Genomic DNA, 26,033 nt, shown 5'->3' with positions numbered 1-26,033 from the left:
TGCGAATCATGCCGAGCGACGTGGTCCGAGTGATCTACCGCAAGTACGACGGCAGAGCGCACCGTGACTACCCGGCTCGTCGCCTCGCTGAGGACGACCTGGGCATCTGGCTCGGCGTCCCGTTCGGCACCGAGTCCGTCTACCACGGCCGGCCGTCGGTGGAGAAGATCCCCTTCGTCCTGCTGGTGCCGCACCACGCCTGGTGGACGTGCATGTTCAACCCGCCGCCGCGCACCAGCGAGGTCTACTGCGACATAGCAACCCCGGCCCGCTGGGAGTCCGACGACACGGTCCACCTCATCGACCTGGACCTGGATGTCGTCCGCCGTCGCGCCACCGGCGTCGTGGAACTGCTCGACGAGGACGAGTTCGCTGAGCATCGGGCGCGCTTCGGATACCCGGAGGACCTGGTCGTCGAGTCCGAGGCGGCCGCCCGCTGGCTGTTCGGGGCGCTCGGTGACGGCACCGAGCCGTTCGCCACCGCGTACCGGAAATGGCTGGCGCTTGTGGTCTGAGCCGGCGCCGGCTCACAGGCGTGGCGGCCACCCGTCGTCGTCGCCCAGCGGCGGCACGTCGCCAAGCTTCTCCGGGTTGAGCTGGTTGAACACGCCGGTGATCCGGCCTTCGTGCACGGCGAAGGCGACGACAAGGCGGATCGGTCGCCCGTCGCTGTGCACCGTCTCCATCTGAAGGCCGAGCACACCGTCGACAAGCACCGGCCGGGACGTCACCCGCTGCCCGTACCGGCCGGCCCGACCGAACAGGCCGAGGATGAAGCGACCCACAGCGTCCGCGCCGACCACCGGCCGGCGGGCAGCCGGGAAGTGCCCACCCGAGTCGCCGAGGAGGATCACGTCCGGGGCGAGCACCCGCAGCAGTTGATCCAGCTCGCCGGACTCGGTGGCGGCAACGAACGCTTCCAGCACCCGCCGCTGCTCGGCCGGATCGGCGGTGTGCCGTGGCGCGTCCGGTGCGGTGACCGCCCGCCGCGCCCTGGAGGCGAGCTGCCGGGCGGCCGCCTCGGTGGTGCCGAGCACGTCGGCGATCCCGGCGAACGGCACAGCGAACACGTCATGCAGCACGAGTGCGACCCGCTGTTCGGGCGCGAGCCGCTCCAGCATCACCCGTATCGCGGTGCCGACCTGGTCGGTGCGGACCGCCCGCTCGGCGGGGTCGGGGGCGTACCCGTCGGTCGGCGGCTTGGCGTCCAGCGGGCTCACCACCGGCTCCGGAAGCCACTGCCCGGGGTACGCCTCGCGCCGGACCCTCGCCGAGCGGAGGACGTCGAGGCAGATCCGGGCGCAGGTGGTCGTCAGCCAGGCGGAGAGGTCGCGGATCTCGGCACGGGCCGTCGGATCGGCGAGCGCCCCGGCGTAGCGCAGCCAGGTCTCCTGCACCGCGTCCTCGGCCTCGCTGCGGCTGCCCAGCATCCGGTTGGCCACCGCGAGCAGGCGGCGTCGCTCGGCCTCGAACTCCGTCGCCAGGTCCCGCACGACCCACCACCCTCCCCGACCGGTACGTGTCCCGGAGCCCATCCTCCCGCCAACCGGACGAACGGGCAGCCCCGCCACCACTGATGACGGCCCGGTGACCGGGCGGGCCCGGTCGGGGTGTGCTGACGGCTCCGCCGGTCCCGGCGGGCGGGGCGGCCCTCGACGGGCGGACGACCGGCGGGTGGGCGATGATCCGAGGATGAGTGCACCCCAGCACGGGCAGATCGTGGCGCCGGACGGCGGATCCGTGCGGAAGCTGTTGCGGGTGACCGCGCCGGTGGACCTCGCGGCGATCGACCCCCGGTCCACCCCCGGGCTGCCGCCGACCGAGGTGACCGGGGAACGCCCCAAGACCTGGGCCCGTGACCAGGTCGAACTCGTCGGCGGTGAGTTGGGCAGGCAGCAGGAGATGCTGTACGCGATGGCCACGGCAGCCTCGGACCGCCCGGCGCGCCGGGTGCTGCTGGTGCTCCAGGCGATGGACTGCGGCGGCAAGGACGGCACGATCAAGCGGGTGGCCGGCGCGATGAACCCGCTGGGCCTGCACATCCGGTCGTTCGGTCCGCCGACGCCGCAGGAGCTACGGCACGACTTCCTGTGGCGGATCCGTCGGGCGCTGCCGCCGCCCGGGTACGTCGGAATGTTCAACAGGTCACACTACGAGGACGTGCTGATCGCCCGGGTCGGCTCGCTGGTGCCGGAGGCCACCTGGCGAGCCCGCTACGACGAAATCAACTCCTTCGAGCGGGAGCTGGCCGACGGCGGGGTGACCCTGGTGAAGGTGATGCTGCACATCTCGTACGCCGAGCAGGGCGAGCGCCTGCTGGAGCGGCTCACCGACCCGCGTAAGCACTGGAAGTACAACCCGTCGGACGTCGATGCCCGGGCGCAGTGGGACGACTACCAGGCTGCGTACGCCGAGGCCCTGAGCCGGTGCGGCACGGACGCCGCGCCCTGGTTCGTGGTGCCGGCGGACCGCAAGTGGTACCGGGACTGGGCGGTGGCCCACCTGCTGCGAGAGACGTTCGACACGCTGAATCTCGGGTATCCGCCTGCCGATTTCGACGTGGCGCACGAGCGCGACCGATTGAGTGTCGGGGGAGCGGGGCGGTCGGGACCGCAGATGAACAGCAGGTGAACGAGCGGTGAATCAGGTCTGACCAGGGGTGGGCCGACGCATTCACGCTTCGAGCGTTTCCTAGCATTCACCAGGCGGACGCCGATGGACGCCGCCACCTTCCACCGACACGACGAGGTCTGTGCTGTGAAGTTTTCCTTCCGCCCCACCGAGGGCGCCTTCTACGAGCTCTTCACCAGGGCTGCGCAGAACCTGGTCCGGGGCACGGCGCTGCTTAACGAACTGGCCCTTCCAGGTGTCGACGTCCAGTCGGTCAGCGAGCGGCTGACCGAGGTCGAGCACGACAGCGACCAGATCACGCACGATCTCTACAAGAAGATCAACTCGACGTTCATCACGCCGTTCGACAGGGAGGACATCTACCGGCTCGGCTCGCTGCTCGACGACGTGATGGACCACCTCGAGGCCGTCGGCGACCTGCTCTACCTGTACGGGCTGACCGAGCTGCCGGCGCTGCCCCGCGAGCTGCACGAGATGGTCAACGTCCTCGACCAGCAGGCGAAGCTCACCGCCGACGCGATGCCCCGGCTGAAGTCGATGAAGGACCTCGAGGACTACTGGATCGAGTGCAACCGGCTGGAGAACGAGGGCGACCGGATCAACCGGCAGCTGCTCGTCCGGCTCTTCTCCGGCGAGTACGACGCGCTGACGGTGCTCAAGATGAAGGAGGTCGCCGACGAACTGGAGGCCGCCTGCGACGCCTTCGAGCACGTGGCCAACACCGTAGAGACCATCGCGGTCAAGGAGTCCTGAGCCGGTGACTCTGACGCCCGAACTCATCGCCGTGCTGGCGGTGATCGCGGTGGCCCTGGTGTTCGACTACACCAACGGCTTCCACGACGCTGCCAACGCGATCGCGACAAGCGTCTCCACCCGGGCGCTGACACCTCGGATCGCCCTCGGGCTCGCCGCGGTGGGTAACTTCATCGGCGCCCACTTCGGCGCCGGGGTGGCGAAGACCGTCGGCGACGGCCTGGTGACCCTGCCCACCGGGGTCAGCAGTCTCGGTGTGGTGTTCGCCGGGGTGCTCGGTGCCATCGCCTGGAACCTGATCACCTGGTACTTCGGCCTGCCGTCGTCGTCCTCGCACGCGCTCTTCGGCGGTCTGGTCGGCGCGACCCTGCTGTCCACCGGCGGCATCGTCCAGTGGGTCACAATCGGCGAGAAGGTCATCCTGCCGATGGTGCTGTCGCCGATCGTCGGTCTGACCCTCGGTTACCTGGTGATGCTCGCCATCCTCTGGCTGTTCCGTAAGGGGCAGCCGGGCAAGCTCAACCGGGGCTTCCGCTGGGCGCAGACCGCTTCGGCCGCCGCCATGTCGGTCGGCCACGGCATGCAGGACGCCGCCAAGACCATGGGCATCGTGGTGCTCGCGCTCTACACCGGCGGTTTCCAGGAGAGCAAGACGCACATCCCCGGCTGGGTCTTCTGGACCTCGGCGACGATGCTGGCACTGGGGACGTACGCCGGTGGTTGGCGGATCATCCGCACGCTCGGTCGCAAGATCATCGACCTTGGCCCCCCGGAGGGTTTCGCCGCCGAGACGGTGGCCAGCGCGGTGCTCTACTTCAACGCGCTTGTGTTGAAGGCGCCGATCTCCACGACCCACACGATCACCTCGGCGATCATGGGTGTGGGCGCGACGAAGCGGCTCTCCGCGGTCCGCTGGAACGTCGCCGGCAACATCGTGCTCGCCTGGATCATCACGTTCCCGGCGGCCGCGCTCATCGCCTGCGTCGCCTACCTGCTGGTCCGGCCGATCTTCGGCTGATCCCCGCCGCTCGTGAAAGGAAGGGCCCTTTCCTAACGCATAGCGTTAGGAAAGGGCCCTTCCTTTCACTCACTCGTAGCGCACGCCGATCTGCTCGCGGATCGCGTCCAGCAGGGCCATCACCTCGAGGGTGGTGGTGTGCGGCACCAGCGGGCTCTCGGTCAGCCCGGCGGCCAGGCAGCGCTGCACCTCGATCGCCTCGTGCTGGTAGCCGTTGCCGACGATCTCGGTGGTGATCGTCTCCGGCTCGACGCCGTCCCGGTGCAGGGTCAACGAACCCGGCCGGAAGAAGGGCTCCGGCAGGTCGATGCGGCCGGTGCTGCCGGTGATCGAGGCGGTCAGCTCACTCGCGCCGACCATGCCGCAGCTCAGGGTGGCAAGCGCCCCACTGTCGTAGCCGAACAGGATGCCGGTGTTCTCGTCCGTGCCCTCCGGGCCGAGCTTCGCCCACGAACGGACGTGCTGCGGCACGCCGAGCAGCAGGTGGGCCAGGCTGATCGGGTAGATCCCCAGGTCGAGCAGCGCACCTCCGCCCAGCGCCGCGCTGCGCATGCGGTGCTCCGGCGGGAACGGCCCGGCCACCCCGAAGTCGGCGCGGACGTTGCGCACCGTGCCGATCGCCCCGTCCGCGATCAACTGCACCGCCCGCAGGATCAGCGGATTCACCCGCATCCACATGGCCTCCATGAGGAAGACCCCGGCGGCGCGGGCGGTGTCCACCACGTCGGTGCTGGTGGCGAGATCGAGGGTGAACGGCTTTTCCAGCAGCACCGGCTTGCCGGCGGTCAGGCAGGTCAGGGCCGCCTCGTGATGCGCGGCGTGCGGAGTCGCCACGTAGATCACGTCGACGTCCGGATCGGCGGCCAACTCCACCCACGAACCGTGCGCGCGCTGTGCGCCGTACCGCTCGGCGAAGAGCTTGGCGGTCTCGACGCTGCGGGAGCCGACAGCGACCAGTTCGGCGTCCGGCACCAGCCGGAGGTCTTCGGCGAAACGGGTGGCGATTTGGCCGGTGGCCAGGATGCCCCAACGAGTCATGTCAGCAACGCTAGCCGAGCCGGTGCGCTGCCCCGATGTCCGGTCGCCGCCAGCGCATCCAGCGGGATCGGGTGGTTGGTCGGCGGTCGAGCGTGCCCGGCCGGCACACCTGTCGATCGGCGTCGCCGCGTCGGGCAACTAGGCTCGCGCCATGACGATCGACAGCGACGGCTTCGCCGCACCGGCCGCCCTGGTCGAGCACGCCCGCCGGTTCCAGGCCGAGGGTGGCACCCCGGCGGTGCCGCGGGTCGCGGCCACAGTGCTGCTGCTGCGTCCGACCGACACCGACTTCGAGGTGTACGTCATCCGCCGGGTCGCGTCGATGACCTTCGGCGGGGTGTACGCCTTCCCCGGCGGTGGGGTCGACCGCTCCGACTCCGAGGCGCACCTGGACTGGGCGGGCCCGCCGCCGACCGGATGGGCGCAGCGACTGGGGGTCGACCCGGACGCCGCCCAGGCGGTCGTCTGCGCAGCGGCCCGCGAGGTCTTCGAGGAGGCCGGCGTGCTGCTGGCCGGCCCGGACCCGGCGACAGTGGTGGGCGACGTCAGCGGCGACGACTGGGAGGCCGCCCGGCAGGACCTGGAGGGGCGGCGGCTGGGCTTCGCGGCGCTGCTCGCCGACCGTCGGCTGACGCTGCGGTCGGACCTGCTGCTGCCGTGGAGCCGGTGGATCACACCCGAGTTCGAGCCGCGCCGCTTCGACACGTACTTCTTCGTGGCCCTGCTGCCCGCGGGGCAGCGGACCCGGGACGTCTCCGGCGAGGCCGACCACACCCTCTGGATCCGCCCGGCGGACGCGCTGGCCCGCCACGCGGCGGGCGAGTTGACGATGCTGCCGCCGACCCTTGTCACGCTGGAGCAGGTCGCGGCTGCCGGCGACCTGGCCGGAGTGGGGCAGGCGGCGGCCGACCGGGACGCCGCCACGCCGATCACCCCACGCCTGGACCTCCCGCCCGACGGCGAACCCCGCTTCGTGCTCGGCTGACACGCCGCTCGCCGGTTGCCGGCGAACACCTGCTCGATCCAGGAAGTAGTGGGTTCGTCGTGCGGCCGAGGCCACTGTTTCCAGGATCGAGCACGATCTTGAGCGTCCAGCGCAGGCGCGGGGTGCGCGCACGGCGGACGCCGGTGACCGGGTCAGCTCAGCCGAAGCGGCCGGTGATGTAGTCCTCGGTCTTCTTCACGCCGGGGTTGCTGAAGATTTTCTGCGTGTTGTCGTACTCGATGAGGCGGCCCGGGTCGCCGGTCTTCTCGATCGAGAAGAAGGCGGTCCGGTCCGACACCCGAGCGGCCTGCTGCATGTTGTGGGTCACGATGATGATCGTGAACTTGTCCTTGAGCTGGAACATCAGGTCCTCGATCGCCAGCGTGGAGATCGGGTCCAGGGCCGAGCACGGCTCGTCCATGAGGACGACCTGCGGCTCGACCGCGATGGTCCGCGCGATGCACAGTCGCTGCTGCTGACCGCCGGAGAGGCCCGCGCCGGGCTTGCCCAGCCGGTCCTTGACCTCGTCCCACAGGTTCGCCGAGCGCAGCGCCTTCTCGGCCGCCTCCTCCAGGATCGACTTCTTCCGGACGCCGTTGAGCTTCAGCCCGGCCACCACGTTCTCGAAGATGCTCATGGTGGGGAACGGGTTCGGCCGTTGGAACACCATCCCGATCATGCGCCGGACAGCTGTGACGTCCACGTCCCGGTCGTAGATGTCCTGGTCGTCGACGGTCAGGCTGCCCTCGACCCGGGCGCCCGGCAGCACCTCGTGCATCCGGTTGATCGACCGCAGGAACGTGGACTTGCCGCAACCGGACGGGCCGATCAGGGCGGTGACCGTCTTCGGCTCGACGGTCAGGTTGATGTTCTCGATCGCCTTGAAACCGCCGTAGTACGCGGTGACGTTCGAGGCTTCGACACGCTTGGCCATTGTGGTGGTACCTCCGGGGTTCATCGGCCGAGCCGGTTGCGACGGGCCAGCAGCTTCGCCGCGATCGTCAGGACGAGTACGAGGGCGACAAGCGTGAGCGCTGCGGTCCACGCCCGCGCCGGCGCGTACCGCGACGCGTCACTTGCCTGCTGGTAGACGAAGAGGGACAGCGACGACTGGTTGTTCTCGAACGGATTGACGTTGATCGCGGCACCGCCGCCGGCGACCAGCAGCACCGGCGCGGTCTCGCCGGCCGCGCGGGCGATGGCGAGCATGACGCCGGTGACGATGCCGGGCAGCGCGGTCGGCAGGACCACCTTCAGGATGGTCTTCCACTTGGGTACGCCGAGCGCGTACGCGCCCTCGCGCAGCGGCGCGGGAACGAGGCGGAGCATCTCCTCGGTTGACCGCACGATGGTGGGCAGCATCAGCACGCTCAGCGCGAGCGCGGCGGCGAAACCGGAGAAGCTCGGCCGGCCGTCGTTGAACCACGGCGAGACGATCAGCACCCAGAACGCCAGCACGAAGAGGCCGGAGACGATCGACGGGATGCCCGTCATCACGTCCACGAAGAACCGGATCGCGAAGGCGAACTTGCCCCGGCCGTACTCGACGATGTAGATGGCGCAGAGGATGCCGAGCGGCACGGTGATCAGGGTGGCGATGCCGACCTGCTCAAGCGTCCCGACGATCGCGTGGTACGCGCCGCCGTTCGCGTCACGCGCCCCGATGTTGTTCATCGAGGTCTGGAAGAAGTTGACGTCCAGCCGCTCGGCGCCCTTGCTGACGAGCGTCCAGACCACCGACACGAGTGGCAGCACCGCCAGCACGAACGCGGAGTGGATCAGCGCGCTCCAGGTGCGGTTCCGGGCCGATCGGCGTCCCTCGACGGCGTTGGCGGCGCCGAAGAGCCCCACCAGGTAGAGGATCGCGCCGAGGCCGATCACGAGGACCGGGCCGCCGATGCCGGCGCCGTAGACGATCACGGCGGAGAGCGCCAGGGCCGCGACGGCGATTGCCGGTGCGGCGTACCGGGGCAGCCGGCGTGCCCGCAGCGAGTCGGGCTGGGCCGGCGGGCGGGTGCGGTGGGAGGTGGCGGTTGTGGTCATGCGGCCGACTCCGTGAACTCCCGGCGGCGGTAGATGATCGCCCGCGCCGTGATGTTGACGATCAGCGTGATGGTGAACAGCACCAGACCGGAGGCGATCAGCGCGCCCCGGCCGGTCTCGTTCGCCTCGCCGAACGCGTTGGCGATGTTGGCGGCGATGGTGTTACCGCCGTTCTGGATCAGGTTGAACGAGATGCCGAAGGTGATGCCGAGGGTCAGCGCCAGGGCGATGGTCTCGCCTAGCGCCCGGCCCAGACCGAGCATCACGGCGGCGATGATGCCGGGGCGACCGTAAGGGAGTACCGCGGTGCGGAGCATCTCCCAGCGGGTGGCGCCCAGAGCGAGGGCGGCCTCCTCGTTCGCCGTCGGCGTCTGGAGGAACACCTCACGCGACAGCGAGGTGATGATCGGCAGCACCATGATCGCGAGCACCAGGGCGCCCAGCATGACGGAGGCGCCGAACGGGCCGTCGCCGCCGAAGAGCGGGATCCAGCTGAAGTGCTGGTTGAGCCAGATCGAGAAGTCCCGGACCGGGCCGCTGAAGACGTCGCGCCCCCAGAGGCCGAAGACCACGCTGGGTACGGCGGCGAGCAGGTCGATCAGGAAGCCGAGTGCGGTGCCCAGCCGGCGGGGAGCGTAGTGCGAGAGGTAGAGCGCGATGCCCAGCGCCACCGGAACCGCCACGAGCAGCGCGAGTGCCGAGCTGAGCACGGTGCCGAAGGCGAGGGCACCGATGCCGAACTTCGGCTCGGTGTCGTTGGGGGACCAGCCCTCGTAGGACCAGAAGTTCTCGGTGTTGGCGCGCAGGGCCGGCACCGCCTTCGCGACCAGGAAGATCGCGATGGCGGCGATGATGACCAGAACGGTGGTGCCGGCGGCCAGGGTGAGACCGCGGAAGGCCCGCTCGGCGCCGAACTTACGGCTGCGCGGCAACGCGCCGCCGCCGCCCAGCCCCCCGCTGCCCGGGGAACGGGTGCTGACTGGTGCCTCGGCCACGTGCGCCGAGGCACCGGCGGGCCACTCGTGACTCTGGGTCACTTGCGTCCCGCCGGTGCCGGCGTCGGCCGAGCGGTGAGGGATTTCACCCATCTGCTCGCTCGATTCGGTTGCTGAGGTGTTGGGGTCGGGTCAGGAGAGGTTCTTGACCGCGGACTCGACCTTGGTGCGAACCGTCTCCGGCAGCGGGGCGTAGCCCAGGTCGGTAAGGGAGTTCTGGCCCTCGGCGCTGGCGGCGTAGCCCAGCAGCCCCTTGACCAGCTGCAACTTGTCGGCCGCGAGGCCCTTGCTGCAGACGATCTCGTACGTCGCCAGGACGATCGGGTAGGCCCCGGCCTCCTTGGTGTTGTAGTCGATCTTCAGCTTGAGGTCGTCGCCCTGGCCCTCGACCTCGGCACCGGCGATGGTCTTGCCTGCCGTCTCGGCGGTCAGCGCGGCGAACTCACCGTTACCGTTGCCGATCTTGGACATCTTGAGGCCGGCGTTCTCGGCGAACGACCACTCCATGTAGCCGATGGAGCCCTCGGCGCCCTTGACCCGGCTGGCCACGCCGTCCGAGCCCTTGGCGCCGGTGCCGCCCGGGCCCTTCCACGCCTTGGCGTTGCCGAGCGTCCAGTCGGCCTCGGCGGTCTTGGAGAGGAACTTGGTGAAGTTGTCGGTGGTGCCCGACTCGTCCGAGCGGTGCACGGTCTGGATCGTGGTGGCCGGCAGCTTGGCGTCCGGGTTGTCGGCCTTGATGGCCGGGTCGTCCCACTTGGTGACCTTGCCGGCGAAGATCTTCGCCAAGGTGGCCGGCTTGAGCTGGAGGTTGTCCACGCCGCTGATGTTGTAGGCGACGGCCACCGGGCCGATCACCATCGGCAGGTGAATGGCCTTGCCGTCGACGCACTTGGCGTCGGCCTGCGGCTGCTCCTCCGGCTTCAACGCGGAGTCCGAGCCGGCGAAGTCGGCGGTCCCGGCGATGAACGCCTGGATGCCGGCGCCGGAACCGGTCGGCTCGTAGTTGACAGTGGTGCCCTGGCACTTCTGCTGGTACGCCTTGATCCACTCGGCCATGGCGTTCTTCTGCGCCGACGAGCCCTGGGCGTTCAGCGTTCCGGTAGCGCAGTCGATCGCGGCGGCCGAGCCCGAAGCGCCGGCACCGGCAGCGGGCTCGTTGTTGTCCGAGCCGCATGCGCTGAGGCCGAGCGTCGCGGCGAGGGCGAGGCCGGCAATAGCGCCGTACCGCTGGAGCTTCACCTGAGGGGTTCCCTTCGCGTCTGACTTGGCACCCCGAATCCGGGGCCCGAGGACCGGCACTGGCCGGCTGACACGAAAGTTAGAAGTGCCAGGTAGCCGGTTTGCCGGTCACAAGTGAACGCAAGGTGAACACGTACGGCCTGGAAGATGACCGCTCGCTGAGGGTGAGTTGTCCGTTAAGTGAACCAGGGCACTTCAGTGCCCCGTTGCAGCTCAGCCGAGGTGGTAGTTGATGTGCGCGGACCAGCGGGCGAAGCCCGTCCGCTCGTACAGCGCGACCGCTGCGCTGTTCGACTCGTCCACGTAGAGCATCACCCGGTCCAGGCCCCGCTTGTCCCGCAGGTACGCCAGCCCCGCAGTGGTCAGGGCGCGGCCGAGCCCGCCGCCGTGCGCTGTCGGTTCCACGCCGAGGACGTACACCTCGCCGATGCGGGCCGACCCCGGACGCTCATGGACCTTTGTCCAGTGGAAGCCGAGCAGCCGGCCGGTCGCGGTCTCCTCGGCGAGCAGGAAGCCGGCCGGGTCGAACCACGGCTCGGCGAGGCGGACGCGCAGGTCCTCCGAGGTCCACCGGCCCTGCTCGGGATGCTCGGCGAAGGCGCGCGCGTTGAGGGCCAGCCACGCCGCGTCGTCCGCCCCCGGCCGGAACGCGCGCAGCGCCACCCCGTCGGGCAGGCGCGGCTCGCCCTGCGGGGTGGTCAGCGGCCGGCGCAGTTGCAGGAGCACCCGCGCCCGGGTGAAACCGAGGTCCACGCCGAGTGCCGCGGCCGAGGGGTGGTCGCCGTGCGCCCACGCCCGCAGCGGCCCGGTGGCCGACGCGAGCACGCCCCGGGCCAGCGCCCGACCGGTGCCCCGCCGCCGGTAGCCGGGGTGCACAACGAGTTCCACGCCGATGCCGCCCACCGGGTCGGTGGTGTCCAGGTGCGCGTACCCGGTGAGGGTGCCGTCGTCGGCGCGGGCCAGCAGATGTATGGCGCTGGCCTCCGGGTCACGCAACCGGAGCAGGACGTGCTCGTCGAGCGGGTCCGCGCCGTCGGTGTCGCCAGCGGCGCCGGCCAGGGCCAGCACGTCAGCGATCTCCGCCGGAGCCAGTCGGTCGGTCCGGGTCACCTGGTCGCTGGTCGGCTCCGCGCTGCTCATTCCGCCACCGTATCCGTTGGGTGCGTGACGCTCGGACCGTCGCCAGGTAAAGCCGCGCCCGGCGTGGGTGCCTGGCTCACGTCGGGTCGGTGGGCAGCGCCTCCAACTCGAAGTGCGTGCTCAGCTCCGGCAGGATCCGGCGTAGCGCGTCGACGGTGCCCTGCCGGTCGCCGCCCGCGTCGTGCAGCAGCACCACCGAGCCTGGGCCCACCTGGGTGGACACCGTCGCGGCGATCTTGCCGGCGCCAGGTGCCTGCCAGTCGGACGGGTCCACCGACCAGTGCAGCGGGGTCATGCCGAGCTGACGTGCCACCGACACCACCGGATACGTCCAGGCGCCGCCGGGCTGGCGGTACCAGACAATGGGCGCCTCCGGCACCGCGGCCCGGATCGCGGCGTTGGTGCGCAGCAGGTCGGCGCGGATCTGGTCGGTCGACTTGTTGCCCAGCGAGACGTCGTGGTGCCAGGAGTGGTTGCACAGTGTGTGCCCGTCGGCCACGATCGCCTGGATCAGGTCCGGGTGGTTCTGCGCGTTCTCGCCCACCACGCAGAACGTGGCCTTGACGTCGTACTCGCGCAGAGCGGCGAGGACCTGCGGGGTGTAGCGCGGGTCCGGCCCGTCGTCGAAGGTCAGCGCGAGTCGGTCGCTGCCGGTGCCGGTGTGCGCGCCGAACAGCCGATCGCCGCTGGCGTCCCGCCCCGAGCCGTCCTGACCTGCCTCGGTGGGGCCGGTGCTCTGGCTGGCGCTCGGGGTGCCGCTGGGCTCGTCGGGAGGGAGCTGGTCGGTGTAGTGCGGCTCGTCGCCGTTCGTGGTGGCACCGGTAGCGTGCCGTCGGGGCTGCTCGGGGACGAGACTGCGGCCCAGCACGTACGCCGAGCCGAGCAGTGCGACCACAACCAGCGTCACTATCGCCGCGGCGCGCGCGGTCGAGTTGACCCGGATCACGGCTTCCGCCTCGTCGACAGGGCGCGCCCGCCCGTTGCCCCCGTGGTACCTGCGCGCACCGTCGCCCCCCTTTTCCGACAAACCCGGCAGTCAGAATAGAGCCGGCGAGCTGCGCAAAAGGGGCATATGGGAAATCGTCCGGAGGTGGGATCGCGTCCTCGGCGATCCCGGGTCAGGGTCAGACGGGCAGTGGCGCGTGCTCCGCCTCGGGCAGGGACCGCGACGGCGGCACGACGAACTTGTAACCCACCTGACGGACCGTGCCGATCATCGACTCGTACTCCGAGCCGAGCTTCGCGCGCAGCCGCCGGACGTGCACGTCCACCGTCCGGGTGCCGCCGAAGTAGTCGTAACCCCACACCTCGCGCAGCAGCTGGTCGCGGGTGAACACCCGGCCCGGGTGCTGGGCCAGGAACTTCAGCAGCTCGAACTCCTTGTAGGTGAGGTCGAGCGGGCGGCCCTTGAGCTTCGCCGCGTACGTGTCCGGGTCGATCGTCAGCTCACCGGCGCGGATCGAGCCGCCGGCACCGGCGGTCGCGTTGCTCAGACGCCCGACCGCCAGGCGCAGCCGCGCCTCCACCTCGGCGGGGCCGGCCGAGGCGAGGATGACGTCGTCGACGCCCCAGTCGGCGTTCAGCGCGATCAGGCCGGCCTCGGTCACCACCGCGACGAGCGGCACACCGAGCCCGGTGGCGTGCAGCATCCGGCAGGTCGCCCGGGCCTCGCTCAGCTCCGAACGGGCGTCCACAAGCACCGCGTCCGGGCTGGGCCCGGCGACAAGTGTGCGGACGTCTCGCGGCGCGGTGCGAACCGAGTGCGGCAGCAGGTCGAGTGCCGGCAGCACAGCCGACGGCTCCCCCGCTCGCGCGGTCACCAGCAGCAGGATCTCCACGATCACCTCCGTCCCGGCGGCGCATCGCCGCGCGCGACCAGACACACTCATCGAGGAGTGCGCTGAGAAATTGCGTGGTCCCGGCGTCGCTGACGGGCGGGTAACGCGTCCGAGACTAACCGATCGCCTCGCCCGCACCATCAGGCCCTTTCCTGTTTGTCTAGCTTGCCCCTGATCGTGGCGCACTTTTTAACGTTGCTGAAACCCGGGACCACCGTGTCGGGCGGTCGGTCTGGCACGATCGGGGCGTGTTTCCCTCCACCTCGTCCGACGCCGATCGCGAATCGTGGCCCGACGGCCCCCGCTCGGGTCCGGCCGCCCCGACCCGTGGCCAACCGCCGGCGCCGCGCACCGGCCCGGCCGGCACCGACGGCGAACGCCGTGAGCGCGGTGGGCCGCGCCGGGCTCGCCGCGCCGGTGAGCCCGCCCGCCGCTCCGAGGACGAGGTCGACGAGCCGGAGGAGGAGGTCGTACCCCCGGTCGAGGTGCGCCGCCCGCTGGCGCTGACCATCGCCGGCTTCGCCGCGCTGCTCGGTCTCGGTCTGGTGCTCGGTGCGCAGACCTCCGGGCCGGGCAACCGGCTGCCGTTCGCCTTCGTCGTCTTCGGCGTCCAGTTGCTCTTCATCCTCGCCTGGACGATGGCGATGCGCCCACCGGCGGTGCTGCTGGTCGCCGGGGTCAGCGCGGTGGTCGCCGCAGGCGTCGACGTCGCCGCCGTGCAGACCGACGTCGCCGGGCTGGCACCACTGGGTTACCTGGCCGTCGGCGGTTTCCTCGCCGCCGTGCTCGGTCAACTGGTCCGTCGGGTCGACCGTGCCCGGGTCACCGATTCACTCGGCGCCACGCTGCTCATCGTGGTCGGCGTGGTGGCGTTCGGCACCCTGATCGTGCTCAGCCGCATCCCGGCCGGCACCCAGGCCATCATGGTCTGCCTGACCGCCAGCGGGGTCGCGCTGACAGTCGCCCGGCTCACCGACGCGGTGTTGCCGTGGCCCCGGCTGGCCCCGCAGGTGCCCCGGGGTGCCGCTGGCGTGGTGGCTGGCGCGATGGTCGGCACGCTTGTCAGCGCGGTGCTCGGGAGCTACCTGGTGGCACCTTTCACGCCGACGAGGGCCGCGGTGCTCGGCCTGGTCGCGGCGGTCACCGCCGTGCTCTCCGACCTCGCCGTGGGGTACGCGGAGGCGGGTCGAATGATGGCCGGCGAACTGCCCACAATGTGGGTGGCCCGGCACATGCAGGGGCCGCTCGGTGGCTTCGCCCTGGCGGCGCCGGCGGCGTACGCGATGTGCATGCTCTTTCTTTGATCCACCGTCGGGCCGTGAGTCACGGTTGAGCGCGGCGCCGGTCGGGTACCTACGGAGGCGCCGCGCTGCGGCACCGGTACGCACGCCCCGCCGCGCCGCGGCGGGTGGAGACAGGAGGCGGCGTGGCCCAGGAGTATCCGGCCGGCGATGCCCGGCCCCGACGGCGCGGTCGCAAGCTGCTCATCGGCCTGGTCGTGCTGCTCCTGGTGGTGGGGGGCCTGCTGGTGGTCGCCGACCGGGTGGCTGTCGGTGTGGCCGAGCGCCTCATCGCCGACCGGGTCAGCCAGGAGGTCAGCAAGCAGGGCGCGCAGGCCGCCGCTCCCAAGGTGGAGGTCGCCGGGACGCCGTTCCTCACCCAGGTGCTCGACGGTCGCTACGAGCGGATCTCCATCCAGCTGCGGGACGTGCAGGCATCGGTCGAAGGTGACGCCGTACGGCTGCCGGTGCTCGACGTGGACGCCCGCAACGTGCGGGCATCGCTGGACACCCTGCGTACCGGGCAGGGCGACGTCGTGGCGGACACCGTCAACGGCACCGGCACGATCAGCTACGACAGCCTCGCCGCACTGCTGAACCGGCCCGGGCTCACCCTCGGCGAGCAGGGCGGCAAGCTCGCGGTCACCGCGCCTGTCGACGTGCTCGGCCAGAACTTCACGGTCAGCGGCACCGCCGACGTCACCGTCGCCGAGAACGGCGCTGTCGCGCTGCGCTTCAGCAACCTGGACGCCGAGGGTCTGCCGAACCTGCCGCTGGCCCGCGCCGTCCTGAACAACTACGCCAAGGGCATCTCCGTCGACGTGCCGTTGCCGGATCTGCCGTTCCAGCTCGCGGTCCGGGAGGTCCGGCCGTTGCCCGAAGGTCTGGCCGTCACCGCCGACGCGAAGGACGTGCCGATCAACTCCGCAGGCTGAGTGGCACGTCAGTTTTCTCCGGCGGTGGGACACGCCAATGGTTCGACAGCCGGGGCGATTCCCGGATGCTGGTCGGCTCTGTGGCAGCTCCGTCACTCACTGGTAGGCTCCGTGACCATGGGGATTCACCTCACCAAACGGCGCGCGGTCGACCTGTGCCGCGTGGCCACCTGCCTGTGTCGCCCCGTCATCTGACGGCGGGGCTGTTTTCGGCCGCCTGATGGCGGCCACCGGCTTGCAGGGTCCTCGACCCCTCCGGTGATCCCACCGAACGCCCGGCAGCGGCGCCGTCGCACGAACCCGTGATCCCGTCCTTCCGCTGGGTCCCGCGCGCGGTGCGACAAACTGCATCCATCGACATTCGCGCGCTGACTCACCATCCATTCACCAGGGAGTGATTCGATGAGTCGCGACACCGCACTCGTTTCGGCCGAGTGGGCCGAGAAGAACCTCGACGCCCCGGGCGTCGTCTTCGTCGAGGTCGACGAAGACACCTCGGCCTACGACACCGGCCACATCGCCGGCGCCGTCAAGATCGATTGGCGGACCGACCTTCAGGACCAGGTCCGCCGGGACTTCGTCAACAAGACCCAGTTCGAGGCGCTGCTCTCCGAGCGGGGCATCAGCAACGACGACACCGTCATCCTCTACGGCGGCAACAACAACTGGTTCGCGGCGTACGCCTACTGGTACTTCAAGCTGTACGGCCACGGCGACGTGAAGCTGCTCGACGGCGGCCGCAAGAAGTGGGAGCTGGACGCCCGCCCGCTGGTCACCGACGCGGTTCAGCGGCCGAAGACGCAGTACGTCGCGCAGGAGCCGGACACCTCCATCCGCGCCTTCCGTGACGAGGTCGTCGACGCCATCGGCACCAAGAACCTTGTCGACGTGCGCAGCCCCGACGAGTTCGCCGGCCGGCTGCTCGCCCCCGCCCACCTGCCGCAGGAGCAGGCGCAGCGGGCCGGTCACATCCCGACCGCGATCAGCGTCCCGTGGTCCAAGGCGGCGAACGAGGACGGCACGTTCAAGTCCGACGACGAGCTGCGCAAGATCTACGCCGACGCCGGTCTGGACGACGGCAAGGAGACGATCGCCTACTGCCGGATCGGCGAGCGCTCCTCGCACAGCTGGTTCGTGCTCCAGGAACTGCTCGGTCACCGCAACGTCAAGAACTACGACGGATCCTGGACCGAGTACGGCTCGCTGGTCGGTGTGCCGGTGGCGCTCGGCGACGAGCCCGGGGAGGCCTGACGATGACCGCTCCCACGGCTGCGGGTTGCGCCGCCCCGGACCAGGCCGCGCCGCTGCCGGCCAGCCTGGACCTGGAGAAGGAAACCGTCATCACGGGCATCGTCCGCTCCGCGGCGGACGAGGTCGTGCCGGGCGCGTACGTTCGGCTGCTGGACTCGACCGGTGAGTTCACCGCCGAGGTGGTCACCTCGGCAGCCGGGCAGTTCCGGTTCTTCGCCGCGCCGGGTTCCTGGACGCTGCGGGCACTGTCCCGGCACGGCAACGGCGATGCCGCCGTCACCGCCGCCCGGGGCCTCAACGAGGTCACCGTCACCGTCGCCTGACCCACTGCTCTGATCGACCGGGCCGGTCACTCCTTCGAGGGTGACCGGCCCGGTCGTTGGTGTCGCCCCCCGAAATACATCGGTGTACGTCACTATCTATGGGTGAAGTCACGGTGGGTGTGGGCTGGAGGCGACGTGTCCGGTGCGGACGTCCCGATCGTCGTCTGCGTCAGTGCGGACGTGTCGGTGCGTGAGCGGGTCCTGCGCCAGCTGGACGGGGTCGGCCCAGTGCTGAGCTGTGCCGACCTGTCCCAGCTGCGGGCGATGCTGTTCCCAGCAACGGCGGGCCCGGCACCGGCCGTCGTCCCGCCGGTGGCGCAGCAGGGGCCGGTCCGCTGGGGTGAGCTGGTCGTCGATCGGGCCGGGCACGTGGTCACCTGGCGCGGCGGGCCGATTCCACTCACCCGCATCGAACGCGAGTTGCTCGCCCGGCTCATCGGCCCGCCGTTGGTGGTGTGGAGCTACGAACAGCTCTTCGCCGCCGTCTGGAACGGCGCGTACCTGGGGGATTCCTCGATCCTGCACTCCGCGGTCAAGCGGCTCCGCCACAAGCTGCGCGACCTTCCGGACGGCCCGCGGGTGCACACCGTGCGGGGGGTCGGCTACCGGATCGACCCGCCGCCCCGGTCCGGTTGAGACGGGTACCGCCGTACCGTGCTGCCGACCGACCGCTGCCTCTGAGCCGGCTGACCGCCCGTGACACCATGACCGGGTGAGCGGTGCTGTGCAGACGGGTTGGCCGTCGTCGAACGGTCCTGTCGCGCCGGCACCCGCCCGGCGCTGGCGGCGTTGGCTGCTTGTCGCGTCCGTGCTGTGGGGCGTCCTGCTGGCCGGGCTCGCCTGGACGTCGGCTCGGGACGACCCGCCGACAGTGCGCGAGCAGCGCACCCTCGATCAGGCTGGCCCGATCGTCGACAGTGCGGCCGGCGAGTTGGCCCGTGCCGCCGGCCCGGCGGGGCTGCTGGAAGTCGGTCCGGCCCGGGTCCGTTCGGGCTGCCGGGTCACCCCGATCTCCGACGGTGCCGCCCTGCGACGCGAGGTCGGCGTGCTCGCGCCCGCCGGCACCGAACGGGCCGTGCTGACCGGCATCGCCGACCGACTGCCCGCCACCTGGCGGGCCTGGGTCGGCCCCGGACTGGACGGCCCGGAGCTGCGCGCCGACGCCGGCGAGTTCGTCTCCGTCGAGGGCCGGCCGACCGGGGACGGCCGGGTCCGGTTGACGGTCGAGACCGGCTGCCGGCCGGTGGGCTCCGGCTACACCCCGACGTCCGCCGCCGCAGGCCCGGAGGTCGCCGGGCTGAGCCTGGTGCTGACGGCCGCGCTGAAGGCTCTCGGCCAGCCGAACCCCGCCGCACCGGAGGTGGTCACCGCGCCCTGTCCCGGTGGCGCGCTGGCCCGTACCGCCCGGTCCGCCGAGCCCGGCCCGGTTCCGCCGGCCGGCGCACTCGCGCAGTTGGTCGGCGACGCTCCACTGCTGGACAAACCTCCGGTGTACGCGTACCGCGCCGGCGACGTCACAGTGCTGGCCGAGGCCGGCCCGGACGACGGCGCCGTACGACTGGCGGCCACCGTCGGCTGCCCGGACTGACGCGACCCGCTCCGGTCAGCTGTCGGTCGCTCCGCCCTGCGAATCGCGGCTGCGACCCAGGGCGTCCACCCGGCCCCAGCGGCCGGGAATGTCCAGCAGCTCGATGCGGCCCATGCCCGGTGGCACCGCCGGGTCGATGATCAGGTGCTCACCCTGCGGCTCCAGCCCCAGCATCACCCGCAGCAACAGCAGCGGGGTGCCCGTCGACCACGCCTGCGGGCTGCACGCGGTCGGATACTCCACCGGATAGTCGGTGAGGTCGCGGGCGTAGCCGGCGAACGCCTCCGGAAGCCGACCTCCGAAATGGCGGGACGCCGCCAGCATCGCGTCGCAGATCAAGCCGGCCTCCGCGCGGTATCCGTACCGCCACAGGCCCCAGGCGATGATCGAGTTGTCGAACGGCCAGACGGTGCCCACGTGGTAGCCGATCGGGTTGTACCGGCCCTGGTCCTCGGCGAGGGTCCGCACGCCCCAGCCGGAGAAGAGGCGCGGCCCCAGCAGATGCCCGACCACCTTGCCGGCCCGGCTCTCGTCGACGATGCCGCTCCACAACAGGTGCCCGATGTTCGACGTCAACGCGTCCACCTGGCGGCCGTCGGCGTCCAGCGCGAGCGCGTAGTAGCCCCGCTCGGCGATCCAGAAGTCGTGGTTGAACCGCTGCTTGAGATCGGCGGCCTCCCGCTCCAACCGGTCGGCGAACTCGGGATCGTTCCAGAACGTCCGGGCCAACCGGGCGGCCCGGATCTTCGCGTCGTACGCGTAGCCCTGCAACTCGCAGGTAGCCCGGGGAAAGCCGGGCAGTTGGCCGTCGGCGTACGAGATGGCGTCCCAGGAGTCCTTCCAGCACTGGTTCTGCAGGCCGCTGCTCGGGTTGCGGGTCTGGTACCAGAGATAACCGGTGCCCAGCAGATCGCCGTAGGTGTCGATCCACTCCAGTGCCGCGCGGACCTGCGGTTCCAGCCGACGGATCAGCGCGGAGTCGCCGGTCCAGCGCTCGTACTCGTCGATGAGGATGATGAACAGCGGCGTCGAGTCGGCCGACCCGTAGTACGGCGAGTGCGGCTGCTCCTCGAAGCCTGCGGTTTCGCCGTAGCGCAGCTCGTGCAGGATCTTGCCGGGTTCCTCGTCCCGGAAGTCGTCCACCCGGTGTCCCTGAAGGCCGGCCAGCATCAGGATGGTCGGCGGGATCAGCTCCGGTAGGAACGGCACCACCTGCAACGAGGTGAAGATGCTGTCTCTGCCGAACAGCGTCATGAACCAGGGCAGCCCGGCGGCGATCAGCCGTACGCCCAGGGTGATCGACTCGTAGCGCAGGGCGGCCAGGTCGTTGAGGCTGCACCGGTACGCCCCGGCCAGCGGCTCGCAGTCGCAGCCGAGCTTCGGCGCCCTGTCGATCAGTTCCTGCTGCTCGACGCGGATGACGTCCGCGCTGCGGCCGCCGCCGAACGGCAGGGTGGCCCGGATGTCCTCTCCCCGCGCCCCGTAGACGACTGTCGATACGCACAGCCTGGTGGTCCACTCGCCCTTGGCATCGACACGGATGTCGAAGGTCATTCCGGAGGCGTCGACCTGCGCGGGCATGCTGGAGGCGACCACCGTCTCCCGGTGGAACGCCTCCCGTCGATAGGTGAACCGCAGCTCGTTGTCGGTAACCGAAACCGTTGTGCGGCCCTGCTTCTGCCGGGCGTGCTTGATCTCGAACAGGTCGGCGAAGTCGCTGCCGATCTCCAGCCGGACTGTGAACTCGACCTGCTTGCCGGAGTGGTTCAGCACGGTCAGCTCCTCCTCGAAGCTGCCGCCGATCGACCGGCTGCGGATCACCGACGCCTTGGCGTCCAGGTAGTGGGTGGGCTCGCCGGGGGCGAGGAAGAACTTCGTCCGGTACGACTCGCGGTCGTCCATCGAGAGGGTGTGCAGCCGCTCGCCGTTAATCTTCAGAACCCAGCTGGACAGGAAGCGTGTGTCGAAGGAGAACAAGCCGGTCGGGAAGTCGTACGACGGCTCGATGTCGCCCGCCCGGTCGCTGACCAGGAAGGTGTTGCCATCGAGGATGCTGACGAGATCCTTCACGCCAGCCGCCCGGCTGCCCTTCGGGCCACCTCACGGGGGTCGCGGGTGCCGGGCGGGTTCGGGAAGAAGCGACGGAAGGCCAGGAAGAGCACCACGTTGCCGCTGAACGTGCTCTCGTTGCGCAGCACGGCGGCGATCCCCTGGGCCTCGCCTGTGATCAGCTTGTCGAACAGGGCCGCACGGCAGTACCAGATGGCGTCGGCGGGCCCCCGTTCGCGGGCGCTCCGCACCGCACCCGGTTGCATCCGTACCAGCCAGTGCTCCGACTGCTGGCCGTCCTCGAGATCGATCTGAAGGGTTCCTTCGACAAGGCCACGCAGGATCGTGGGGCCACGAGCCGGCAGTGATTCGAAGAACCTCTCCGTCGCCTCGGTCACCTCCGAATCGTAGGCAGCCGGTGGGGTCGCCGGGCCGGTATCCGTACTCCGTCGGCCTGTCCCGTGGCGGCGCGCGGGCGGTCAGTAGACGAGCGCCTGTGCGCCCTCTGCCATCGCCTCTTCGACGAACGCCGCAGCACCGGCGATCCGGACGCCGGGCAGGACGTCGTCCGGGCCGATTCCCCGGCGGGCCGCGCACTGGGTGCAGGCGGTCACCCGGCCACTGGTGAGGATGACGTGCAGCAGCTCGGCCAGCGGCGCGGAGTGCGGCAGCTCGAATTCCTGGGCGCGGCCGGGCAGCACGAACCAGGTCGACTCCCCGGTGAGCCAGAGCGAGACGTCCACCCCGGCCGCGACCGCCGTGGCGGCGACAGTGAACGCCTGCGCGCACCGTTCCGGGGCGTCCGCCCCTGCGGTGGCCTTGACGACGAGAGAGCGGGCCATGACGCCCAGCATAGGATGGGCTGGATGGTTACCGAGATCGGGTTCGTCAGCCTGCTGGTCGCCGGCCTGGGCGGGCTCGCCGGTGGCCTGCTGTACCTTGCCGTACGCATTTCGAGAGGACGCTGGTGAGCGCGAGGAGTGAGCCGGGTTGAGCGACGAGAACCCCCTGCAACCACCGTGGCTGAACGCGCCGCCGGTCGAGGAGTACCCGTACGAGGAGAGCTACGACCTTCGGGTCGGGCCCAAGCTGCACCCGGCGCTGGACGGCCTGCTGCCCTACGTCGGGCTCTGGCGTGGCCGGGGCAAGGGTGGCTTCCCCACCATCGAGGACTTCGACTACGCACAGGAAATCCGGATCAGCCACGACGGCCGGCCGTTCCTGCACTACGAATCCCGTGCCTGGCTTCTCGACGAGCAGAGCAGGCCGGTGCGCCCGGCGGGTCGTGAGGTCGGCTGGTGGCGGCCGGTGATGGTGGACGGTCGGGCCACCGACGAGCTGGAGGCGCTGATCACGACCCCCACCGGTGTGATGGAGCTGCATCTCGGCAAGCGCACCGGCACCCAGGTCGAGTTCGCCACCGACGCGGTCGTCCGGTCGCCGACCGCCAAGGAGGTCACCGGAGGGCGCCGCCTCTTCGGCATCGTCGAGGGCGCGCTGCTCTACGCCCAGGAGATGGCGGCCATGGGGCACCCGCTCAGCCCGCACCTGTCCGCCCGGCTCATCCGGGTCGGCGGCTGACGCTCAGTCGACGGGAAAGCCCAGCAGGGCGTGCAGGGCCGGGGTGCGAGGGCAGTGGTCCCGACGCACCCCGTCCAGCACCCGGACCTCGGTGAGCCCGCGCACCGAGGAGCTGAACCACACCCCGTCGGCGGCGTGCAGCTCCTCCGGCGTGACCATCCGTTCGGCGGCGTCCAGGCCCAGCTCGCCGGCGTGGGCGAGCAGCCACGCCACTGTCGTGCCGGGCAGGATGCCTGTGGTGGCGGCCGGCACGGTGCAGAGCGTGTCTCCGGTGAGCCACACCACGTTGGCGGTGGGCCCCTCCAGGGCGTACCCGTCGGAGGAGAGCCAGAGCACGTCGTCCACGCCGGCCAGCTTCGCCCAGCGACGGGCGGCGGTGTTCACCGCGTACGACGTGGACTTGATGCCTGCCGGCAGCCAGTCCAGGCCGGTCCGCGCGTCGGCGGGGATCCCCAGCGGCAGGAAGGCCACTGTGATCCCGGTGCGCCGGGTCGCCTGGGACGCCGCCGCCACCTCGGTAAGCGTGGCGTAGACGGTCGGTGGGCCGCCCGCCTCCGAGCCTCTGGTGCACACAAGCCGTAGCGCGCCCTCCACCTCTGCCGGCCAGCCCGCGCGCACAGTGTCGAGCAGGTCGATGAGCGCGTCGGTGGGGGGCAGGTCCAGGTCGACGGCGGCCGCCGCGGTGGCGAGCCGGGCCAGGTGCTCGTCGCGCAGCCACGGCCGGCCCTGGCGCAGATGCATGGACTCGAAGAGCCCGTCGCCGCGCAGAACGCCCAGGTCGTCGCCCCTCAGGACGGGCTCGTCGGCAGGGATGAGACCCCGCCCGAGTACGGCGAGGCGGGCGCTCGCTGTGGTCGGGGTCGTGCCGGTGGGTGACGTCACCATGACCGTCGAGCCTAGCGGCGGTCGGTCGCGGGCAGGAGGGGTCGCGATTGCCGAACTATGATCGGACGGTGTCCGAATCCTCGCTCGCGGAAATGCTCCGAGCCCGCGGCCTGCGGCTGACAGCCCAGCGGCAGCTCGTCCTCCAGGCGGTGCTCGATCTGGGCCATGCCACGCCGGAGCAGGTGCACACCGCGGTCCGCGAGGTCGCCGCCGGAGTCAACATCACCACCATCTATCGCACGCTGGAGCTGCTGGAGCGGCTCTGCCTGGTGACGCACACCCACCTGTCGCACGGTTCGCCCACCTACCACGCGGCCGGTGAGCACCAACACGTCCACCTGGTCTGCCGGGAGTGCGGCGCTATCGACGAGATCGAACCCGAGATGCTCCGGCCGCTTGCCGACCAGTTGGCCACGCAGCGGGGTTTCCAGGTGGACATCGGGCACGTGTCACTCTTCGGCGTCTGCGCACGCTGCCAGAACGGGGACCAGAAATGATCGACATCGCGGGCGCGGTGGCCGTCGAGAGCATCGACGAGGCCACCCGCGACCAGCCGGATCCGGCGCACGTCGCGGCCGGGGTACGAGGGGTCGCCGCCCACTACGGCGACCCGCTGCGTGAGCAGCGCATCCTGGACACCGAGGTCGGGCTCGTCGACAGGTCGCACCGGGGTGTCGTCGCGGTGCCCGGCGAGGAACGGGCCAGCTGGCTGCACACTGTCACGTCGCAGCATCTGACGACGCTTGCCGCGGGCGAAGGCACCGAGCTGCTGGTGCTGTCCCCGCACGGCCACATCGAGCAGCACGCGTTTGTCGCCGAGGACGGCGAGACCACCTGGCTGGACACCGACCCCGGAGCGACCGAGGGCCTGCTCGGCTATCTGGAGAAGATGCGGTTCTTCAGCAAGGTCGAACCCCGCGACGCCACCGCCGAGCGCGCGCTGCTGTCACTGGTCGGTCCGGCGGCACCGGACGCCCTGGCCACGCTCGGGGTGACCGGGCTGGCCGCCCCGGACCTGCTTCCCGTGCCCGGCCCGAAGTTCGTCGCCGGCGCCGTCCCACCCCGGGCCGGCGTGCGGTACGACGTCCGACCGCTGCCGGCTGGCGGCTGGGCTCGGAGGGGGCCGCTCGGGGTGGACCTGCTGGTGCCCCGCCCGGCGATGGAGCAGGTGGTGGCGGAGCTTCGCGGCGCAGGCGTACCACTGGCCGGCCTCTGGGCGTACGAGGCGATCCGGGTGGCCGCCAAGCAGCCCCGGGTCGGGGTGGACACCGACCACCGGACCATCCCGGCCGAGGTGGATCTCATCGGCCCGGCGGTCCACCTGGACAAGGGCTGCTACCGAGGTCAGGAGACGGTGGCCCGCGTCCACAACATGGGCCGGCCGCCGCGTCGTCTGGTGCTGCTGCACCTGGACGGGGTGACCACCGATCAGCCACCGACCGCCGGTACGCCGGTGACCCTCGACGGCCGGACTGTGGGTTTCGTGGGCACCGCCGTGCTGCACCACGAGTTGGGTCAGGTCGCGCTCGCCGTGTTGAAGCGGAACGTCCCGGACGACGCCGCCCTCATGATCAACGAGACCGCGGCAGCGATCGACCCGTCCTGAGCGAGCCGTCTAGGATCGCCGGCATGACGACAGGAACGTTGATCACGGTGGCCCCGACCGGCGCGGAGTCGGCCAAGGCCGAGGTGCCGGCGCTGCCGGTGACGCTCGACGAGCTGCTGCGCACCGCCAAGGAGTGCGAGGCACTCGGTGCCGCCGTGATCCACGTCCACATCCGTGACGAGGCGGCGCGGCCGACCCTCGACCCGGTGCGCCTGGCCGAGACCGTTGCGGCGTTGCGGGAGAGCACCGACCTCATCGTGCAGCTTTCGTCCGGCGGCGCGGTGACCGACCCGGAGGCGTCCCGGCTCGCAGTGCTCGACGCCCGCCCGGACATGGCCTCCTGCACCATGGGCACCGTCAACTTCGGCGACGACGTCTTCCTCAACCGGTGGGAGTTCATCGTCGATCTGCACACCCGTATGCAGGAGCGGGGGATCGTGCCGGAGTACGAGATCTTCGACCTCGGTCACCTGTCGGCGTTGCAGCGGCTGCTCGGCAAGTACGGGCTGCCGGCCGGTGGGCACGTGCACGTCGACTTCGTGATGGGTGTGCCGGGCGGCATGCCGGGCACCACCGAAACGCTCGTCGCTGCGCACCGGATGTTGCGGGACCTGCCGGAGGGCACCACGTTCTCGGCGACCGGCGTCGGTCGGAGCACGATCCCGGTCCTGCTGGCCTCGCTGTCGACAGGCGGGCACCTGCGCGTCGGCATGGAGGACACAGTGACGTACGCCAAGGGGCGCCCGGTGGAATCCAACATGCAGCTGGTCGCCCGTGCGGTCGGCTTCGCCCAGCTCGCCCAGCGGCCGCCGCTTACCACGGTCGAAGCCCGTACCCTGCTCGGGTTGTAAGGCC

Annotated in this window: 30 protein-coding genes; 17 read left to right on the top strand and 13 right to left on the bottom strand. The window is 70.8% G+C overall.

Features of this window, described 5'->3' with window-relative positions; translation table 11 throughout:
• Nucleotides 1-8 precede the first annotated feature (8 nt).
• A complete protein-coding gene (locus ADK66_RS11760; RefSeq protein ID WP_053654311.1) occupies nucleotides 9-515 on the top strand; it encodes a DUF402 domain-containing protein in 507 nt (168 codons plus the stop codon).
• Nucleotides 516-527: 12 nt separating this feature from the next.
• Here the strand turns inward: ADK66_RS11760 and sigJ are convergent, their stop codons facing one another.
• On the bottom strand, nucleotides 528-1,493 hold the full coding sequence (gene sigJ / locus ADK66_RS11755) for an RNA polymerase sigma factor SigJ (RefSeq protein ID WP_053654310.1): 966 nt from the start codon (nucleotides 1,491-1,493) through the stop codon (nucleotides 528-530).
• Between the two features lie 199 nt (nucleotides 1,494-1,692).
• Between sigJ and ADK66_RS11750 the strand changes: the two genes are divergently transcribed.
• The 3 genes from ADK66_RS11750 (at nucleotide 1,693) to ADK66_RS11740 (ending at nucleotide 4,402) form a co-directional block, all read left to right on the top strand.
• Nucleotides 1,693-2,631, top strand: a complete 939-nt coding sequence (locus tag ADK66_RS11750; RefSeq protein ID WP_053654308.1) for a PPK2 family polyphosphate kinase — start codon at nucleotides 1,693-1,695, stop codon at nucleotides 2,629-2,631.
• Nucleotides 2,632-2,757: 126 nt separating this feature from the next.
• Entirely contained in the window at nucleotides 2,758-3,384 is a 627-nt protein-coding gene (locus ADK66_RS11745; protein ID WP_053655020.1) for a DUF47 domain-containing protein, read from the top strand.
• A 10-nt stretch (nucleotides 3,385-3,394) separates the two neighbouring features.
• Complete coding sequence (locus ADK66_RS11740) at nucleotides 3,395-4,402, top strand: inorganic phosphate transporter (RefSeq protein ID WP_053655018.1); 1,008 nt, start codon at nucleotides 3,395-3,397, stop codon at nucleotides 4,400-4,402.
• A gap of 69 nt (nucleotides 4,403-4,471) precedes the next feature.
• Here the strand turns inward: ADK66_RS11740 and ADK66_RS11735 are convergent, their stop codons facing one another.
• The gene (locus ADK66_RS11735; RefSeq protein WP_053654306.1) at nucleotides 4,472-5,440 is read right to left on the bottom strand and encodes a Gfo/Idh/MocA family protein; all 969 of its coding nucleotides are present in this window, start codon (nucleotides 5,438-5,440) and stop codon (nucleotides 4,472-4,474) included.
• Nucleotides 5,441-5,591: 151 nt separating this feature from the next.
• On the opposite strand from ADK66_RS11735, the gene ADK66_RS11730 reads away from it, so the two are divergent.
• Nucleotides 5,592-6,425, top strand: a complete 834-nt coding sequence (locus tag ADK66_RS11730; RefSeq protein WP_053654303.1) for an NUDIX domain-containing protein — start codon at nucleotides 5,592-5,594, stop codon at nucleotides 6,423-6,425.
• Nucleotides 6,426-6,582: 157 nt separating this feature from the next.
• Here the strand turns inward: ADK66_RS11730 and pstB are convergent, their stop codons facing one another.
• The 7 genes from pstB to ADK66_RS11695 form a co-directional block, all read right to left on the bottom strand.
• A complete protein-coding gene (pstB, locus tag ADK66_RS11725) occupies nucleotides 6,583-7,359 on the bottom strand; it encodes a phosphate ABC transporter ATP-binding protein PstB (RefSeq protein ID WP_053654301.1) in 777 nt (258 codons plus the stop codon).
• Nucleotides 7,360-7,379: 20 nt separating this feature from the next.
• Nucleotides 7,380-8,468 (bottom strand): phosphate ABC transporter permease PstA, encoded by a 1,089-nt coding sequence (gene pstA / locus ADK66_RS11720; protein ID WP_053654300.1) that lies wholly within the window; start codon nucleotides 8,466-8,468, stop codon nucleotides 7,380-7,382.
• Nucleotides 8,465-9,556 carry a phosphate ABC transporter permease subunit PstC gene (gene pstC, locus ADK66_RS11715; RefSeq protein WP_053654298.1) on the bottom strand — a complete coding sequence of 364 codons (1,092 nt, stop codon included), beginning with the start codon at nucleotides 9,554-9,556 and terminating at the stop codon, nucleotides 8,465-8,467. Before pstC ends, pstA begins: the two co-directional genes overlap by 4 nt.
• Nucleotides 9,557-9,595: 39 nt before the next feature.
• Nucleotides 9,596-10,702, bottom strand: coding sequence for a phosphate ABC transporter substrate-binding protein PstS (gene pstS, locus ADK66_RS11710; RefSeq protein ID WP_053654296.1), 1,107 nt, complete (start codon nucleotides 10,700-10,702; stop codon nucleotides 9,596-9,598).
• 213 nt (nucleotides 10,703-10,915) lie between these two features.
• Nucleotides 10,916-11,842: a mycothiol synthase gene (mshD, locus tag ADK66_RS11705; RefSeq protein ID WP_053654294.1), complete on the bottom strand. Its 927-nt coding sequence runs from the start codon at nucleotides 11,840-11,842 to the stop codon at nucleotides 10,916-10,918.
• 76 nt (nucleotides 11,843-11,918) lie between these two features.
• Entirely contained in the window at nucleotides 11,919-12,788 is an 870-nt protein-coding gene (locus tag ADK66_RS11700; RefSeq protein ID WP_053654292.1) for a polysaccharide deacetylase family protein, read from the bottom strand.
• Nucleotides 12,789-12,966: 178 nt separating this feature from the next.
• Entirely contained in the window at nucleotides 12,967-13,686 is a 720-nt protein-coding gene (locus ADK66_RS11695; protein WP_179781168.1) for a response regulator transcription factor, read from the bottom strand.
• A 242-nt stretch (nucleotides 13,687-13,928) separates the two neighbouring features.
• Between ADK66_RS11695 and ADK66_RS11690 the strand changes: the two genes are divergently transcribed.
• The 7 genes from ADK66_RS11690 to ADK66_RS11665 all read left to right on the top strand — a co-directional run bounded on the left by ADK66_RS11690 (nucleotide 13,929) and on the right by ADK66_RS11665 (nucleotide 19,057).
• Nucleotides 13,929-14,984 carry a hypothetical protein gene (locus tag ADK66_RS11690; protein ID WP_053654290.1) on the top strand — a complete coding sequence of 352 codons (1,056 nt, stop codon included), beginning with the start codon at nucleotides 13,929-13,931 and terminating at the stop codon, nucleotides 14,982-14,984.
• Nucleotides 14,985-15,106: 122 nt separating this feature from the next.
• Nucleotides 15,107-15,895, top strand: a complete 789-nt coding sequence (locus ADK66_RS11685) for a DUF2993 domain-containing protein (protein ID WP_053654288.1) — start codon at nucleotides 15,107-15,109, stop codon at nucleotides 15,893-15,895.
• Between the two features lie 117 nt (nucleotides 15,896-16,012).
• Nucleotides 16,013-16,090 (top strand): Ms5788A family Cys-rich leader peptide, encoded by a 78-nt coding sequence (locus tag ADK66_RS32690; protein WP_312877454.1) that lies wholly within the window; start codon nucleotides 16,013-16,015, stop codon nucleotides 16,088-16,090.
• A gap of 207 nt (nucleotides 16,091-16,297) precedes the next feature.
• Nucleotides 16,298-17,146, top strand: a complete 849-nt coding sequence (locus ADK66_RS11680; RefSeq protein WP_053654286.1) for a sulfurtransferase — start codon at nucleotides 16,298-16,300, stop codon at nucleotides 17,144-17,146.
• Between the two features lie 2 nt (nucleotides 17,147-17,148).
• Nucleotides 17,149-17,469 carry a DUF1416 domain-containing protein gene (locus ADK66_RS11675; protein ID WP_053654284.1) on the top strand — a complete coding sequence of 107 codons (321 nt, stop codon included), beginning with the start codon at nucleotides 17,149-17,151 and terminating at the stop codon, nucleotides 17,467-17,469.
• Nucleotides 17,470-17,604: 135 nt separating this feature from the next.
• A complete protein-coding gene (locus ADK66_RS11670; protein ID WP_053654281.1) occupies nucleotides 17,605-18,105 on the top strand; it encodes a winged helix-turn-helix domain-containing protein in 501 nt (166 codons plus the stop codon).
• Between the two features lie 76 nt (nucleotides 18,106-18,181).
• Nucleotides 18,182-19,057 (top strand): hypothetical protein, encoded by an 876-nt coding sequence (locus ADK66_RS11665; RefSeq protein WP_053654279.1) that lies wholly within the window; start codon nucleotides 18,182-18,184, stop codon nucleotides 19,055-19,057.
• A gap of 15 nt (nucleotides 19,058-19,072) precedes the next feature.
• Here ADK66_RS11665 and ADK66_RS11660 read toward each other — a convergent pair whose 3' ends face one another.
• The 3 genes from ADK66_RS11660 to ADK66_RS11650 all read right to left on the bottom strand — a co-directional run bounded on the left by ADK66_RS11660 (nucleotide 19,073) and on the right by ADK66_RS11650 (nucleotide 21,960).
• Complete coding sequence (locus tag ADK66_RS11660; RefSeq protein WP_053654277.1) at nucleotides 19,073-21,127, bottom strand: glycogen debranching N-terminal domain-containing protein; 2,055 nt, start codon at nucleotides 21,125-21,127, stop codon at nucleotides 19,073-19,075.
• Entirely contained in the window at nucleotides 21,124-21,504 is a 381-nt protein-coding gene (locus ADK66_RS11655) for an SCP2 sterol-binding domain-containing protein (protein ID WP_053654275.1), read from the bottom strand. The genes ADK66_RS11660 and ADK66_RS11655 overlap by 4 nt, the downstream gene beginning before the upstream one ends.
• Nucleotides 21,505-21,585: 81 nt before the next feature.
• Nucleotides 21,586-21,960, bottom strand: coding sequence for a DsrE family protein (locus ADK66_RS11650; protein WP_053654273.1), 375 nt, complete (start codon nucleotides 21,958-21,960; stop codon nucleotides 21,586-21,588).
• A 12-nt stretch (nucleotides 21,961-21,972) separates the two neighbouring features.
• On the opposite strand from ADK66_RS11650, the gene mtfM reads away from it, so the two are divergent.
• Nucleotides 21,973-22,077, top strand: coding sequence for a small membrane protein MtfM (gene mtfM / locus ADK66_RS32620; protein WP_053655014.1), 105 nt, complete (start codon nucleotides 21,973-21,975; stop codon nucleotides 22,075-22,077).
• 19 nt (nucleotides 22,078-22,096) lie between these two features.
• The gene (locus ADK66_RS11640) at nucleotides 22,097-22,687 is read left to right on the top strand and encodes an FABP family protein (protein ID WP_053654271.1); all 591 of its coding nucleotides are present in this window, start codon (nucleotides 22,097-22,099) and stop codon (nucleotides 22,685-22,687) included.
• Nucleotides 22,688-22,690: 3 nt separating this feature from the next.
• On the opposite strand, the gene ADK66_RS11635 is transcribed toward ADK66_RS11640, so the two are convergent.
• Nucleotides 22,691-23,572 (bottom strand): aminotransferase class IV, encoded by an 882-nt coding sequence (locus tag ADK66_RS11635; RefSeq protein ID WP_053654269.1) that lies wholly within the window; start codon nucleotides 23,570-23,572, stop codon nucleotides 22,691-22,693.
• A gap of 92 nt (nucleotides 23,573-23,664) precedes the next feature.
• On the opposite strand from ADK66_RS11635, the gene ADK66_RS11630 reads away from it, so the two are divergent.
• The 3 genes from ADK66_RS11630 to ADK66_RS11620 are packed head-to-tail and all read left to right on the top strand — an operon-like array spanning nucleotide 23,665 to nucleotide 26,029.
• Nucleotides 23,665-24,069, top strand: a complete 405-nt coding sequence (locus ADK66_RS11630) for a Fur family transcriptional regulator (protein ID WP_082377401.1) — start codon at nucleotides 23,665-23,667, stop codon at nucleotides 24,067-24,069.
• Nucleotides 24,066-25,178, top strand: a complete 1,113-nt coding sequence (locus ADK66_RS11625; protein ID WP_053654265.1) for a folate-binding protein YgfZ — start codon at nucleotides 24,066-24,068, stop codon at nucleotides 25,176-25,178. Before ADK66_RS11630 ends, ADK66_RS11625 begins: the two co-directional genes overlap by 4 nt.
• Before the next feature lie 23 nt (nucleotides 25,179-25,201).
• A complete protein-coding gene (locus ADK66_RS11620; protein ID WP_053654262.1) occupies nucleotides 25,202-26,029 on the top strand; it encodes a 3-keto-5-aminohexanoate cleavage protein in 828 nt (275 codons plus the stop codon).
• Nucleotides 26,030-26,033: the final 4 nt, after the last annotated feature.

Source organism: Micromonospora sp. NRRL B-16802, from assembly GCF_001279555.1.
Classification (GTDB): Bacteria; Actinomycetota; Actinomycetes; order Mycobacteriales; family Micromonosporaceae; genus Micromonospora; species Micromonospora profundi.
The sequence above is the reverse complement of the archived record's forward strand: the minus strand, read 5'-3'. Positions and strand labels throughout refer to the sequence as shown.